The following is a 14,912-nucleotide window of genomic DNA, read 5'->3' on the forward strand; positions in this document are numbered from 1 at the left end:
GCGCCGCATCCATCTTCCCGCCCGGAACCATGATCTCGGACGCCGCCAAGGACGTCCTCATCAAGCTCATGGTCAACCTCGGCTTCGAACCGGCGGCGGCTCAATGACGCTTTCGGTCGACACCGGGAGAGTCTCCGTCACGCCACCCAACGACCGGCAAGTGTGGCGCGCCAAGCGCGCCACACTGTCCCTCGACGATTATGTCGAGGGGGTCCTGTCAGGCGACCGCGGTCGCTTGGCGCGGGCCATATCGCTGGTCGAAAGCATCAATCCCGATCATCAGAAGCTGGCCCAGGACCTGCTGGTGCGTCTCGCTCCCCATGGCGGCAAGGCGCATCGTATCGGGATCACCGGCGTTCCGGGGGTCGGCAAGAGCACCTTTATCGAAAAATTCGGCACTCTTCTGATCGAGAAGGGGCATAAGGTCGCCGTCCTGGCCGTCGATCCCAGTTCCAGCCGCAGCGGCGGATCCATCCTGGGCGACAAGACCCGGATGGAAACCCTGGCCAACAATCCCCAGGCCTATATCCGCCCCTCGCCCTCCTCGGGACGGCTGGGCGGGGTCACCCGCACCACGCGGGAGACCATGCTGGTCATGGAGGCCGCCGGCTATGACGTCGTTCTGGTCGAAACCGTGGGCGCCGGTCAGAACGAGACGGTGGTCGCCGACATGACCGATTTCTTCCTGGTTCTCATGCTGCCGGGCGCCGGCGACGAATTGCAGGGGATCAAGAAGGGCGTTCTCGAACTGGCCGATCTGATCGCCGTCAACAAATGCGAGGGCGACAACGAACGGCAGGCCGATATGGCCCGGCAGCATTATGCCAATGCTCTGCATATCATGACCCCGTCAAGCCCCAACTGGCGTCCTCCGGTCCTGAAGATCAGCGGCCTGACCGGCATCGGCCTGGCGGAATTGTGGGATCGCATCGCCGATCACCAACGCATCTTCAGCGAGTCGGGTGAGCTTGAGGCGGTCCGCCGGAGCCAGCGGATCAAATGGATGTGGAGTCTGATCGAGGATAAATTGTTGGACGCCATGAAGCATCATCCCGATGTTCAGGCCCGGCTGCCGCAGATTTCGGCGGATGTCGAAAGCGGTGCGGTGACGGTTCCGCTGGCGGTGCTCGATCTTTTGAAAATGTTCGGCCTGGACGTCGGCCTGGCCGGCTGAGACTATTCCGACCGGTCAACAGACACCGGAGAGCTCGGATGATCCTGAGGCGTTGCATCGCCGCCGTTACCCTGTCGGCATTGGCCTGCGTTTGGGCGGGCGGCGCCTGGGCCGGCGGCTACGTCACTTTGGGCTGCGGCGACTGGCAGGAAGAGTTCATGGTGGGGACGGGACGGCAGTTCCGCGGCCAGGGCCTGGAACTGTGGCCGATGGTCTGTCTGTCGACCGGCAAAATGTCGACCTATGCCCGGGTGATGAACCCCGAACATTTCGCCCGCCTGCAAACCCTGGCGGCGCAATCCGCGCCGGACAGCGAGCGCGTCGCCGACTGGATCGCCGCCCATGCCGACGAGGCCGTCCTGATGATCGCCCCCGACATGTTCGGGCAGATCGAGGGACTGACGTTCGGCGATATCCGCTCCACCGCCGCCAATGCCGCCCGGCCGACCGAGGAAAGCATCCTGACCAGCCCCTTCGTCTATTACATCCATCCCAATTGTACCGGCCGGCTGGTGCCGTTCGATTATTACCTCGAACGCATGGAACCCTGTCCGGCCTGCAAGGGTGGTAAACTCGACGTTATCGACAGCGGCAATCACGCCGAATGGGAATAGGGACGCCATAACCCTGGGCAGGGCGGGCCGGGCTTCCTATTATCTATGGTTCTGGGGACCATCGGGCCGTCTGGACGACGAGGTGCGTCGTCATGCGAACAGGAACATCTGACCAGCCATGAGACGTCGCCCCCTATCCGGCCAGCCCGTCGCCACTTACAGCGGCAAGGCCGGCGATCTCGGTACCTTGAAGGCTTTGGCCCCCTATCTGTGGCCCGGGAGCCTGGAACTGCGCCTGCGGGTCGTCGGATCGCTGTTGTTCCTGATTCTCGCCAAGCTGCTGAATGTCGGGGTGCCGGTGATCTTCAAGCAGGCGGTCGACGCCCTGTCGCCGGCGCAAGCCGTGATCGCCGTGCCGGTGGGATTGGTCCTCGCCTATGGCGCGGCGCGGGTGCTGGCGCAAAGTTTCGGCGAACTGCGGGACGTGCTGTTTTCCAAGGTCGGCCAACGGGCCATCCACACCATCGGGCTCGAGGTTTTCCGCCATCTGCACGGCATGGCCCTGCGATTCCACCTCGACCGGCAGACCGGCGGCTTGAACCAGGCCATCGAACGGGGGACCCGGGGCATCGAATTCCTGCTCAACGCCCTGTTGTTCTCCATTCTGCCGACGTTGCTGGAGATCGGCCTGGTCTGCGCCATGCTGTGGACTCTCTATGACGCGCGCTTTCCCCTGGTGACGGTTGCCACTATCGTCGTCTATGTCGGCGTCACCTTCTGGATCACCAATTGGCGGATCAAGTTCCTGCGCAGCGCCAACGAATCGGGGCAGGAGGCCAATACCCAGGCGATCGATTCCCTGATCAATTACGAGACCGTCAAATATTTCGGCAACGAGGAGCACGAGGCCCGCCGATACGACCGGACCTTGCGGCGGTACGAACGGGCCGCCATTCAGGTCAAAGGCTCCGTCTCGCTCCTCAATCTTGCCCAGGGCGCCATCATCGCCCTGGGCGCGACGGCGATGATGGTGATGGCGGCCTACGGGGTGGCGGACGGAAATCTGCGGGTCGGCGACTTCGTCCTGGTCAACACCTACCTGATCCAGCTTTACCTGCAGCTCAACGCCCTGGGCTTCATCTATCGCGAGATCAAGCGCTCCCTGATCGATATGGAGGAGATGTTCTCCCTTCTGGCGGAGCCGAAGGAGATCTCCGACGCGCCGGGCGCGCCGGCCCTGGTGGCGGCGGACGGCGGCGTGGTCTTCGAGGACGTGCATTTCGGTTACGGTCCGGAGCGGGAAATCCTGAAGGGCGTCAGTTTCGTCGTGCCGCCCGGCAAAAGCCTGGCCATCGTCGGTCCATCGGGGGCCGGCAAGAGCACGATCTCGCGGCTTCTGTTTCGTTTCTACGATGTTTCGCGAGGCCGCGTCCTGATCGATGGACAGGACGTCCGCGGGGTCACCCAGGCCTCGCTGCGCGCGGCCATCGGCATCGTTCCCCAGGATACGGTGCTGTTCAACGACACGATCTATTACAACGTCGCCTATGGCCGTCCCGGCGCGCCCCGCGAGGAGGTGGAAGCGGCGGCACGGCTCGCCCGGATTCACGATTTCGTCGTCTCGCTGCCGGACGGCTACGACACGCGGGTCGGCGAGCGGGGCCTGAAACTGTCGGGGGGCGAAAAGCAGCGGGTGGCCATTGCCCGCACCATTCTGAAAGGACCGCCGATCCTGCTGTTCGACGAGGCGACCTCGGCCCTCGATACCCAGACGGAACGGGAGATCCAGATTTCTCTTCGCGAAGTGGCCGAGAACAGAACCACCCTGATGATCGCCCATCGCCTGTCGACGGTGGTCGATGCCGACGAGATCCTGGTGCTCGACAAGGGGCGGGTGGTGGAACGCGGACGGCACGCCGCATTGCTGGCCGCCGGGGGGATCTACGCCGGCATGTGGCGCAGGCAGCAGGAGACGGCCTTCCTGCAGGCGGAGCTGGCCCAGGCCATGGCCGAGGAGGTCATGCCCTGAGATTGCCCTGGCGCGCTTCGGCGGAGGAAGCCCGAGGCGGACGGATGTCCGCCGCCCGGCGTCTTGAGGGGCAAGGATTTAAACCAGGGCAAGCGGGTTCACCCGATTGCCCTGGGCGCTTCGCGGGGTTGTTGCAATGGTGGCGCGACAAGACCTAACATTCGTCTGGAGGGAATTGAGGAATGGCATGTTCAAATTTATCGGCAGGGCGCTCGCCGGACTGGTTCTGACCAAGGACGCGCAGAAGGTCGTCGGTCAAATCCAGCTTGGAACGGGTGGTGACAAAACCAAATCGCCCTTCGCGGCTCGCGACCAGGCTATCGCCGAGGCGCAGAAAGGGGCGCAAGGGCTGGTGACGCCCGATCGCGCCGAATTGATCCGCCAGGCCATGCAGGTGCGGGCCGCCAAGCAAAAGATCCTGGCCGACCTGGATGACGAGACGCGCGGCAAGCTGGTGGCGACGGCGATGAAGGCTCTTTTGAAGGAAGACGTGGGCAAAGACGGATGACCCAAGTTGCCGGAGACGTTGCAAGCCTCTCTCGACATGGGGGGGCGGAAGGCTTAGAAATCATATCGGGGCATGTTGTTCCTGCCTTTTGGGCGGACGGCTTCGCATGACTTGGGGTCTTGGATGATTTCCATACAGGAAGAGGACCGGCTTAAGAAGGAACTGGTCGGTCTGTTCGGGCATATGAATAAGATGCGCCGTGAACTTGCCGTCCTGCAGGGTGATGACGCCGGAAGCTTCGTCACGATGGCCGACACGCTGGACGCCATCGTCGAAAATACCGAAACGGCGAGTAACACGATCCTTGAAAGCATGGAGGCTATCGAGGAGATCGTCGGTGAATTGCGCCAGAGCAAGGACCCCGCCGTTCTTGCCGTCTGCGGGCGCATCTCCGAACGGAGCAATCAGGTCTTCGAGGCCTGCTCCTTTCAGGATCTCACCGGACAACGCATCACCCGGGTGGTCAATTCGCTGAAATTCATCGAAGAGCGGATAACTTCGATGGTTCGCATGTGGGGCAAGGAGGAGCTTGCCAAGGTCGTCGAGGAGGTGAAGCAGGAGCAGGAGGCCAACCCGGTCGACGAGGACAAGACCCTGTTGCACGGCCCGCAGCGGGACGGTGTGGCCCATACCCAGGCCGAGGTCGACAAACTGTTCAGTCAGGACGATATCGACAAACTGTTCGGCTGACCCCCATCCCTCCATCACAGATTCTCCTTGACGGGGTAGTGTTCACGCCGTAAAAACCCGGCTTCCCGGCATCTGTTTGGTTTGAAGAAGAAGGTATCTCTCATGTCGCGTCGTTGTGTCGTTACCGGCAAGGGTGTGTTGACTGGCAACAATGTCAGCCACGCCAACAACAGAACCCGTCGTCGCTTTCTGCCCAATCTGCAGGAGACGGCCGTGCTCAGCGACGCCTTGAACCAGTCGGTGCGTTTGCGCGTTTCGACGAACGGTCTGAAGACCATCGAGCATAACGGTGGTATCGACTCCTATCTCCTGTCGGTCAACGACAGCAAGCTGACCTCCGAGGCCCTGCGCCTGAAGCGCCGCATCCAGCGCGCTCTCGAAAAGCAGGTCGCCGCCTGAGACGTCCAGCCGACGCTGGGGTTTGATGAATTAAGGCCCGCCTCCTTCAAGGGAGGCGGGCCTTCTTCGTCTGCTGCCTGATAAAACAGAGTGGCACCGGCGTCCCCTGCCCATAAGGCGCTAGTTTAACCCTCGCCCGCTTTGCGGGAGAGGGTGGCCGCTTTAGCGGCCGGGTGAGGGGTACGCGCGTCCGCGCGACAGAAAGACCTGTTTGTTTCTGCACACTTTTTCCGCGCTCGACGCGCGTAAATCCCCTCACCCCACTCGCTTACGCTCGTCCCCTCTCCCGCAAAGCGGGCGAGGGGAGATTTTTCTTAATCCGAGCGCTTATGGGCAGGGACGCCGGTGCCGCTGAACGATTTTTTCGTCTTTGGGGCTTTTGCGCGAACGACAGGACTTGCGTCTGCCGACCCCGTCTCCCACGAGGAGAGAAGGGCAACTCTACGCCGCTCCGGGCCCTGAAGGTCCGGCGGTTTCGCGTCAGTTCACCGCGCCGTGGCAGTGCTTGTATTTCTTGCCGGAACCGCAGGGGCAGGGGGCGTTGCGGGAGGTGGAGGCCCAGGTTTCCGGATCCGCCGGATTGACCGCCGCGGTGCGCATCGGCTGCTGCTGGAGGCCGGCCGCAGCCGCGTCAGCCTGCCTTTCGGCATCGGCGAAGGCTGGGTCCTCGCGGCTTTCGATCATCGGGCCCCTCGGTCGCGGGGGAGCCAGTTCCTCGGGATCGGCCTCGACGCGCAGCTCGATATGGGCCAGAAGCGAGGTGATCTTTTCGCGGAGCAGGACAAGCATCTCCTCGAACAGGTTGAAGGCCTCGCGCTTATATTCGTTCAGCGGGTCGCGCTGGCCGTAAGCCCTGAGACCGATTCCCTGCCGCAGGTGGTCAAGCGTCAGAAGGTGGTCCTTCCAGGCCTGGTCGAGTACCTGCAACAACAGGCTCTTTTCCACCATCCGCATGATGTCCGGGCCGTAATTGGCAGCCTTTTCAGCCATCTTGCGATCGGTCGCCTCGATGACGCGATGATGGATCTCCTGATCGGCGATGCCGTCTTCCTTGCTCCATTCCTCGATGGGCAGGTCCATGTTGAAGACGCGCACAATGTCTTCATGCAGCCCATTGACGTCCCACTGCTCGGGATAGGCCCGCGGGGGAATGCATTTGTTGACGAGGTCCTCGCTGGCCTCGTGACGCATGTCGATGATGGTCTGCGACACGTCGGTGGCGCTCATCAGCTCTTTGCGCTGTTCGTAGATGACCTTGCGCTGGTCGTTCATCACGTCGTCGAACTTCAGCAGATTTTTGCGGATGTCGAAGTTGCGGGCCTCGACCTTCTGCTGAGCCTTTTCCAACGCCTTGTTGATCCACGGATGGACGATCGCCTCGCCCTCCTGCAGACCCAGCTTCTGGAGCATGCCGTCCATGCGCTGGGAGCCGAAGATGCGCATCAGATCGTCTTCCAGCGACAGGAAGAACTTCGAGGCGCCGGGATCGCCCTGGCGTCCCGAGCGGCCGCGAAGCTGGTTGTCGATGCGCCGGCTTTCGTGACGTTCGGTGCCGATCACATAAAGTCCGCCGGCGGCCAGCGCCACGGCCTTGCCTTCTTCGACTTCGGCCTTGATGGCCGCTGTCAGCCGCGCCCGTTCGGCTTCGTCGGCGATGTTGGCCAGCTCATGGCGCAACCGCATGTCCAGATTGCCGCCCAACTGAATGTCGGTGCCGCGGCCAGCCATGTTGGTGGCGATGGTCACCCCGCCGGGGACGCCGGCCAGGGAGACGATATAGGCCTCTCGTTCATGATGCCGGGCGTTCAGAACCTCGTGCGGGATCTTCTTCTTCTTCAGAAGCTCCGAGAGCATTTCGGATTTCTCGATGGAGACGGTGCCCACCAGGACGGGCTGGCGCCGCTCGCGGCATTCCGCCACCAGTTCGACGATGGCGTCGAATTTCTCGCGCGCGGTCCGATAGACTTCGTCGTCGGCGTCCTTGCGCTGGACCGGCAGATTGGTCGGAATATCGACCACGTCGAGATTGTAGATCTCGGCGAATTCCGAGGCCTCGGTCATCGCCGTGCCGGTCATGCCGGAGAGTTTCGGATAGAGGCGGAAATAATTCTGGAAGGTGATCGAGGCCAGCGTCTGGTTCTCGTTCTGGATGGTCACCGTTTCCTTGGCCTCCAGCGCCTGATGCAGGCCTTCCGAATAACGCCGACCCTCCATCATGCGGCCGGTGAATTCGTCGATGATCACCACCTTGTCGTCCGTGACGATATAGTCGACATCGCGGGTGAACAGCTTATGGGCGCGCAGTGCCTGATTGACGTGGTGCACCAGATTGACGTTCTGCACGTCGTAGAGATTGCCGCTTTTAAGCAACCCGATTTCGGTCAGCATGGCCTCGATATGTTCGACGCCCGCCTCGGTCAGGTTGACGGAACGGGCTTTCTCGTCCTTCTCGAAATCATCGTCGGCCAGTTGCGGAATCAGCTTGTCGACCCGCTGATACAGCTCGGAATTGTCCTCGGTCGGGCCGGAAATGATCAAGGGCGTGCGGGCCTCGTCGATCAGGATCGAATCGACCTCGTCGACGATGGCGAAATGGAACGGCCGCTGAACCATTTCCTCGAGACGGAATTTCATATTGTCGCGAAGATAGTCGAAGCCGAATTCGTTGTTGGTGCCGTAGGTGATGTCGGCGCCGTAGGCCGCCTGCCGCTCGACGTCGTTCAGGTCATGGACGATGACGCCGACCGACAATCCGAGAAAACGGAAGATCTGGCCCATCCACTCGGAATCGCGCTTGGCCAGGTAATCGTTGACCGTCACCACATGCACGCCCTTGCCGGAAATGGCGTTCAGGTAGGCGGCCAGGGTTGAAACCAGGGTTTTGCCTTCACCGGTGCGCATCTCGGCGATCATGCCTTTGTGCAGCACCAGGCCGCCCAGAAGCTGTACGTCGAAATGCCGCTGGCCGAGGGTGCGCCGCGCCGCTTCGCGCACGGTGGCGAAGGCGTCGACCAGGATGTCGTCCTCGGTCTCGCCTTTTTCAAGGCGCTCGCGCAGCAAGGCGGTGCGGCCGCGCAGCTCGTCGTCGGACAGAGCCTGAAGCTGGGATTCCAGCGCGTTGATAGCCGCGACCTGGGCTTTGAAAGTCTTGAGCAGACGGTCATTAGCGGTGCCGAAGACCCGTCGTGCGATGGCGCCGAACATGCGGTAAACCTCGATGAATGGAAGGCGTGGTGGCCTTTTTCCGGACGGTCACACACATAGAGCCCGGAGGCAGTTCTGTCAACCGATCGCCCGGGTTCGAGGCAATCGGTTGATGCATATATAAGTCGCCCTCCAGCGGCGGGGCGGACCATCCGGCGCTTGAGGGCGACTTATATTTATAAAGAATAATCGCCGTTTCGGCGCTTGTGCGTGGATCAAGGTTGTGCATTATGCCAACCGTAGAGTTCCTGTCCGGGCCGCCGTCGGCCGTCCGTACCTCGAATCGTTCGAATACGAAAAGGAAATACCCCGATGATCCATCGTAACGTGCGTGTCGCTGCGCTTGCCGCGCTGATGGCGGCTGTGGCCATGCCTGTTCTGGCCGCGGACGCCGACCCCGTCGTTGCTTCGGTCAATGGCAAGGACATTCATCGTTCGGCCGTTATCGACGCGCAGCAGGGCATTCCCCAGCTCCGCCAGATGCCGCTTGAAATGGTCTATGACCAGTTGCTCGACCATGTGGTGACCGCGCAATTGCTGCTCGATCAGGCCAAGAAGCAGAAGCTTGAGGATGATCCGCAGGTCAAGGCCGCGTTCAAGGACGCCCAGGCGCGGATCCTTCAGCAGGCTTTCCTGGCCAAGCGGGTCGATTCCGATATTTCCGAAGACGCCATGAAGAAGCGCTACGAGGAATTGAAGAAGTCCTATCAGCCGAAGGAAGAGGTCAAGGTCAGCCACATCCTCGTCGAGACGGAAGAGGCCGCGAAGACGGTGATCGCCGACCTGAAGTCCGGCGTCAAATTCGAAGACGAGGCCAAGGCCAAGACCAAGGATCCCTCCGGCTCGTCGAACGGCGGAGATCTCGGTTTTATCGGCAAGGGCGACACCGTTCCGGAATTTTCCGACGCGGCCTTCAAGCTGAAGCCGGGCGAGATCACCGAAACGCCGGTGAAGACCCAGTTCGGCTGGCATGTCATCAAGGCCGGGGAGCATCGTATGGCGGCGCCTCCGTCCTATGAGGACTCGAAGGGCGCGATCAAGAACGAGCTGGCCCAGCAGGACGTCCAGAAGGTGATCGACGGCCTGAAGAAGTCGGCCCAGGTGAAGAAATTCAACCTCGACGGCTCGCCGCTGGTCGAAAAGGTCAAACAGTAATTCCCGCGTCAACCCTCTAAGGATCCAGGACCATGTCCACCATTTCTCCGCTCGCTCCCAAGGTCAGTGTCAGTTTGTCGCCGCTGGCCGGAGTTCGTCTGGCTTCGCACGCTTGTGGCCTGCGATATCAGGGGCGAACCGATCTGATGGTGGCGGAATTGGATCCGGGGACCACCGTCGCCGGCGTGTTCACCAAATCGCTGACGGCGTCGGCGCCGGTTCTGTGGTGCCGCGAGGCCCTTGCCCACGGCCAGGCCCGCCTGGTCGTGGTCAATTCCGGAAACGCCAACGCCTTCACCGGTTCGGTGGGCGTCGCCTCGGTGCGGCGCACCGTCGAAGCGGCGGCGAAGGCCGCCGGCTGCCGGCCGGAGGAAGTGTTCATCTCCTCGACCGGTACCATCGGCGTGCCGCTGGACGATTCGAAGATCACCCAGGCGCTGGGGCAGGTGGTGGGCAAACTGTCCGAAAACGGCTGGGACGACGCCGCGCGGGCCATTCTCACCACCGACACCTATCCGAAGAAGGCCACCCGCACGGCCAAGATCGGCGGGGTTCCCGTCCGCATCAACGGCTTCTGCAAGGGCGCCGGCATGATCGCGCCCGATATGGCGACCATGCTGGCCTATGTCTTCACCGATGCCGCCCTGCCGGCCCCGGTGTTGCAAGCCTTGCTGGCCAAGGGGGCCGACAAGTCCTTCAATTCGATCACCGTCGATTCCGACACCTCGACCAGCGATACCCTGCTGGCCTTCGCCACCGGCAAGACGGCGCATCCCCGGATCGAGACGGCCGCCGATCCGTTGCTGCGCGATTTCAAGAAGAAGTTCGAGGATCTGCTGCTCGATCTCGCTCTCCAGGTGGTCAAGGATGGCGAGGGTGCCAGCAAATTCGTGAAAATTAGTGTGACCGGGGCGGCCAGTGCCCGGGCGGCCAAGAAGATCGGCCTGGCCATCGCCAACTCGCCCCTGGTCAAGACCGCCGTCGCCGGCGAGGACGCCAACTGGGGCCGCATCGTCATGGCGGTGGGAAAATCGGGTGAGGCGGCCGACCGCGACCGCTTGAACATTGCCATCGGCGGCGTGTCCGTGGCCGAAAACGGCCAGGTGGTTTCCGGTTACGACGAAGGCCCGGTTGCCGCGCATATGAAAGGCACGGACATCGTCTTCGACGTCGATGTCGGGGTCGGGCGCGGCAAGGCCACGGTCTGGACCTGCGATTTGACCCACGCCTATATCGATATCAATGGATCCTACCGCACCTGACGGTTGCCTGTCGGCCGATCGCGGCTGGCGGGGAACGCCGCTTGAAACCGCCCGTCTGCGTCTTCGCCGGATGATGCCGGAAGACGCGGACGCGGTGGTCCGTCTGCTCGGTGACTGGGATGTGGTGCGCAACACCTCGAACATCCCTTTTCCTTATGACCGCCGGAACGCCCGCGAGTTCATCGCCAAGGTGGAAAGCGAAAGCGCCGAGGGCCGCGCCGTGGTCTTCGCCGTGGAGGATCGGCTCGAGCGAAGCCTGGCGGGATGCGTCGGCTGCTCGTTTCAGGCGGGCCGCGCCGAGATCGGCTATTGGTTCGGTCGCGCCGTCTGGGGACGGGGATATGCTTCGGAAGCTCTGGCGCGGTGTTTAAGGCTGCTGTTCGATAATTTCGGCATCGATGCCGCCTGGGCCTCGGTCCTTCCCGAAAACAAGGCGTCGCGGCGGGTTCTCGACAAGGCGGGGTTCGTTTTCGAGGAAAGCCGCCGGATCGACATGCCGGCGCGCGGCAGGACGGCGGATCACGATTTCCTGCTTCTCGACCGTGCCGCCTGGCAGTCCCGGCGGCAGAGCAGGCCGATCCTGCTGGTGGCCGCCGCCGCCCTCATCGACGTCGACGGCCGGGTGTTGCTGGCTCAGCGTCCGGCGGGAAAATCGATGGCCGGACAGTGGGAATTTCCGGGGGGCAAGCTGCAGGCCGGCGAAACGCCGGAAGCCGCCCTGGTGCGCGAACTGAAGGAAGAACTGGGGATCGACGTTTCGCAGTCATGTCTGGCGCCGTTGGCTTTCGCCTCGCATGACTACGACGCCTTCCATCTTCTGATGCCGCTCTATGCCTGCCGGCGTTGGCTGGGCATGCCCTCCCCCCGCGAGGGGCAGACGCTGACCTGGGTGGCTCCATCGCGTCTGGGGGATTATCCTATGCCGCCAGCCGATATCCCTTTGGTCGCGCAGTTGCGCGACTGGCTGTAACGGAGTGTTTTGCTCAAAGAGAGGCGGAAATGGTCGAGGAAGTGACGGCGGCCCTGGTCATCATCGGTAACGAGGTGCTTTCCGGGCGAACCCAGGACGCCAACCTGCAATATATCGCCCTCGGTCTGAACGAGGCGGGTGTGCGCTTGAAGGAAGTGCGCGTCGTCGCCGATGACGAGGCGGCCATCATCAAGACCGTCAACGAACTGCGCGCCGCCAATACTTATGTTTTCACCACCGGGGGCATCGGTCCGACCCATGACGACATCACGGCGGAGTGCATCGCCAAGGCTTTCGGCGTCGCGCTTAAACGCGATCCCCGGGCCGTCGAATGTCTTCTGCGCCAGATCAAGCCCGAGAATTTGAACGAGGCCCGTCTCAGGATGGCCAATATCCCGGACGGGGGCGAGCTCATCGACAATCCGGTCAGCCACGCGCCGGGATTCCGGGTCGACAATGTTTTCGTCATGGCCGGCGTTCCGAAGATCATGCAGGCCATGTTCGACGGGATTCGCGGCAGCCTGAAGGGCGGCGCCAAAATGGTTTCCAAGAGCGTCACCATTCACGCGGGCGAGGGTGTGATCGCCGACGGTCTGCGCCAGCTTCAGGAGCGGCGGCCCGACGTCGAAATCGGCAGTTATCCCTTCAACCGGGAAGGCCGGTACGGAACGGTGATCGTCACGCGCGGTACCGATCCGGCGGTGGTCGAGCGGGTCTCGCACGAAGTCGCGCTGATGGCCCAAGGCCTTGGTGCCGGCATCGAAGAGGAAAGCCAGCCGCCGCGCTGAAGACATTCCTGAAGAGGCGTCAATGAAATTGCTGCGCCACGAACGGACGATCATCGTCTTCCTGCTCCGGCACATGCTGTTCGGCATGGCCGGCGCGCTTCTGTTCGGCGCCTTGGTGCTCTATTTCGACATCGGCCATCTGCGCAGCCTGGCCTTCGAATCCCAAGACGGCCTGTTGACGCTGGGGCTGTTCTTTTTCGGACTGCTGGCCACTTTCGGCAGTATCGCCATGGGGGTCGGCGTCATGGGACTGGGCCGGGACGAGAATTGATCATGCGGTTTCCCACCCGGATCGCCGTTCGGCGCGGTTGACCTCTTGCGGCCTCATCCGGTGCAGGCTAACGTCTTGCCGCTTCGCCGCCAGCGACCGGTGCGCGGCGGGGCAACGGGGGCGTGGCGAAATTGGTAAACGCAAGCGACTTAAAATCGCTCGGCTTCGGCTTTACGGGTTCAAGTCCCGTCGCCCCCACCACCGGCACATGCCTCGGGTCACCATTGGTGCCGGATACTTCCGCTGGACACGGATTTCGGATGGTTCCCCGGTCAAGGGGCGTCGCCGGATTAGCTCGGCCATCCGCTCCCGTCCTTGCGTTACGGCTTGTTTCCCCACGTTAAGAAATATTTCGTGACCGGCGGATCGAAAGGCGGTCATTGACGGGAAACGGGATCAGGCTAGGTTTGGCTCCCGATAAGCGAGAGGCGCGCATTCCGTCGTGCTTCGGCAACAGCGATCTCAGACGGTGCGGAATGAACGACGTGCAGGGCAAGGATATGCATCAGGGGCTTCCCGGCTCAATGCGGGGGGGGCCGGTCAAGGGGCGGCGGTGGTTGCGCCGTCTGATCTGGGGCGTGCTGATCGCTCTTCTGCTCGGCACCTTGGGCTGGGTCGTCTTCCGGCCGCAGACAGCTCCTTCCTCTCCGCAGGGGCGGGCCGGTCGTTTCTCCGGCCCGGTGCCGGTGGTGGCCGTGCCCGCCGAAAAGGGCGACATCGCCATCACGCTGAACGCCCTGGGAACGGTCACGCCCCTGGCGACCGTCACCGTGAAGACGCAAATCGCCGGCCAACTGACGGAGGTCGCCTTCCGGGAAGGCCAGATGGTGAAGGCCGGCGATTTCCTGGCCCAGATCGATCCTCGTCCCTATCAGTTGGCCCTTGCGCAATATGCGGGCCAGTTGCAGCGGGATCAGGCCTTGCTCAAGGACGCCGAGGTCAATCTCGCCCGATACAAGACCCTGGTCGCCCAGGATTCCATCGCCCGCCAGACCCTGGATACCCAGGAAGCCCTGGTCGAGCAATATCGGGGGACGGTGGAAACCGACAAGGCCCAGGTCAACAATGCCAAGCTCAATCTCGTCTATTGCCATATCGTCGCCCCGGCGACCGGTCGCGTCGGCCTGCGCCAGGTCGATCCGGGCAACTATGTCCAGACCAGCGACACCAGCGGTATCGTGGTGATCACGCAGATGCAGCCGATCACCGTTCTGTTCACCTTGGCCGAGGACAATCTGCCGGCGGTGTTGAAACGTCTGCATGACGGCGCCAGCCTTCCCGTGACGGTCTTCGATCGCGCCCAGACTCTCCAATTGGCCTCCGGCCGCCTGTTGACCGTCGACAACCAGATCGACACCACCACCGGCACCGTCAAACTGCGCGCCCAGTTCGACAATGCCGACGGCATGCTGTTTCCCAATCAGTTCGTCAATACCCGGCTTCTGGTCGACACGCTGAAGGACGCCGTCGTCGTCCCGACGGCCGCCGTTCAGCGCGGCGCGCCGGGAACCTATGTCTATCTGGTGAAGCCCGACAACACCGTCACCGTCCGCCCGGTCACGCTTGGACCCTCGGCCGGCGAGAGGGTCGCCGTCACATCGGGGGTCGAACCGGGGGACAACGTCGTCGTCGATGGCGGCGACAAGCTGCGTGAAGGAGCGCAAGTGACCTTGCCGACGGCCAAGGCTCAAATACCCGCGAAAGGCCGGGAGACGGGGAGCGGTGCGGCAACGCCCGATGACCATTCGGGTAAACGCGACGGCGCGTCCGGTGCCGAACATCGTCGCCGCAAGGAGTAGGGACCTGTCCGGGATATCGTGTGATGGCCCCAGAAACCGTCATGGCCGTGCTTGACACGGCCATCCACGCGGTGGGAGCGGACGACGGAGACTTGTTCTGGGACGTGGA

The 14,912-nt window shown here is 62.7% G+C and carries 13 protein-coding genes, 1 tRNA gene and 1 pseudogene; 14 read left to right on the top strand and 1 reads right to left on the bottom strand.

Annotated features, from left to right (window positions below; genetic code table 11):
* Nucleotides 1–103 precede the first annotated feature (103 nt).
* The 6 genes from meaB to rpmB all read left to right on the top strand — a co-directional run bounded on the left by meaB (nucleotide 104) and on the right by rpmB (nucleotide 5,354).
* Nucleotides 104–1,174, top strand: coding sequence for a methylmalonyl Co-A mutase-associated GTPase MeaB (gene meaB, locus CWS72_RS25580; protein ID WP_101253502.1), 1,071 nt, complete (start codon nucleotides 104–106; stop codon nucleotides 1,172–1,174).
* Between the two features lie 38 nt (nucleotides 1,175–1,212).
* Nucleotides 1,213–1,788, top strand: coding sequence for a hypothetical protein (locus CWS72_RS25585; protein WP_101253503.1), 576 nt, complete (start codon nucleotides 1,213–1,215; stop codon nucleotides 1,786–1,788).
* A gap of 118 nt (nucleotides 1,789–1,906) precedes the next feature.
* A complete protein-coding gene (locus CWS72_RS25590) occupies nucleotides 1,907–3,757 on the top strand; it encodes an ABCB family ABC transporter ATP-binding protein/permease (RefSeq protein ID WP_101253504.1) in 1,851 nt (616 codons plus the stop codon).
* 187 nt (nucleotides 3,758–3,944) lie between these two features.
* Complete coding sequence (locus tag CWS72_RS25595; RefSeq protein ID WP_101253505.1) at nucleotides 3,945–4,265, top strand: hypothetical protein; 321 nt, start codon at nucleotides 3,945–3,947, stop codon at nucleotides 4,263–4,265.
* 123 nt (nucleotides 4,266–4,388) lie between these two features.
* Nucleotides 4,389–4,955 (top strand): protein phosphatase CheZ, encoded by a 567-nt coding sequence (locus tag CWS72_RS25600; RefSeq protein ID WP_101253506.1) that lies wholly within the window; start codon nucleotides 4,389–4,391, stop codon nucleotides 4,953–4,955.
* A 102-nt stretch (nucleotides 4,956–5,057) separates the two neighbouring features.
* Nucleotides 5,058–5,354 carry a 50S ribosomal protein L28 gene (gene rpmB / locus CWS72_RS25605; RefSeq protein WP_101253507.1) on the top strand — a complete coding sequence of 99 codons (297 nt, stop codon included), beginning with the start codon at nucleotides 5,058–5,060 and terminating at the stop codon, nucleotides 5,352–5,354.
* 480 nt (nucleotides 5,355–5,834) lie between these two features.
* Here rpmB and secA read toward each other — a convergent pair whose 3' ends face one another.
* Complete coding sequence (secA, locus tag CWS72_RS25610; protein ID WP_101253508.1) at nucleotides 5,835–8,558, bottom strand: preprotein translocase subunit SecA; 2,724 nt, start codon at nucleotides 8,556–8,558, stop codon at nucleotides 5,835–5,837.
* A 312-nt stretch (nucleotides 8,559–8,870) separates the two neighbouring features.
* On the opposite strand from secA, the gene CWS72_RS25615 reads away from it, so the two are divergent.
* From CWS72_RS25615 to CWS72_RS25645, 8 genes and pseudogenes are all read left to right on the top strand, one after another.
* Complete coding sequence (locus CWS72_RS25615; RefSeq protein WP_101253509.1) at nucleotides 8,871–9,713, top strand: peptidylprolyl isomerase; 843 nt, start codon at nucleotides 8,871–8,873, stop codon at nucleotides 9,711–9,713.
* A gap of 32 nt (nucleotides 9,714–9,745) precedes the next feature.
* A complete protein-coding gene (gene argJ / locus CWS72_RS25620) occupies nucleotides 9,746–10,975 on the top strand; it encodes a bifunctional glutamate N-acetyltransferase/amino-acid acetyltransferase ArgJ (RefSeq protein WP_101253510.1) in 1,230 nt (409 codons plus the stop codon).
* Nucleotides 10,956–11,432: pseudogene (locus tag CWS72_RS28850) on the top strand (GNAT family N-acetyltransferase); the annotation flags it as partial. The gene argJ and the pseudogene CWS72_RS28850, both read left to right, overlap by 20 nt.
* Nucleotides 11,433–11,468: 36 nt before the next feature.
* Complete coding sequence (gene mutT, locus CWS72_RS28855) at nucleotides 11,469–11,945, top strand: 8-oxo-dGTP diphosphatase MutT (RefSeq protein ID WP_420824087.1); 477 nt, start codon at nucleotides 11,469–11,471, stop codon at nucleotides 11,943–11,945.
* Between the two features lie 29 nt (nucleotides 11,946–11,974).
* Nucleotides 11,975–12,733: a competence/damage-inducible protein A gene (locus CWS72_RS25630; protein ID WP_101253512.1), complete on the top strand. Its 759-nt coding sequence runs from the start codon at nucleotides 11,975–11,977 to the stop codon at nucleotides 12,731–12,733.
* Between the two features lie 22 nt (nucleotides 12,734–12,755).
* Nucleotides 12,756–13,004 carry a hypothetical protein gene (locus tag CWS72_RS25635; RefSeq protein WP_101253513.1) on the top strand — a complete coding sequence of 83 codons (249 nt, stop codon included), beginning with the start codon at nucleotides 12,756–12,758 and terminating at the stop codon, nucleotides 13,002–13,004.
* A 116-nt stretch (nucleotides 13,005–13,120) separates the two neighbouring features.
* Nucleotides 13,121–13,205, top strand: a tRNA-Leu gene (locus CWS72_RS25640).
* 275 nt (nucleotides 13,206–13,480) lie between these two features.
* A complete protein-coding gene (locus CWS72_RS25645) occupies nucleotides 13,481–14,803 on the top strand; it encodes an MdtA/MuxA family multidrug efflux RND transporter periplasmic adaptor subunit (protein ID WP_101253514.1) in 1,323 nt (440 codons plus the stop codon).
* Nucleotides 14,804–14,912: the final 109 nt, after the last annotated feature.

It is taken from the genome of Telmatospirillum siberiense (assembly GCF_002845745.1).
Lineage (GTDB): Bacteria > Pseudomonadota > Alphaproteobacteria > Rhodospirillales > Magnetospirillaceae > Telmatospirillum > Telmatospirillum siberiense.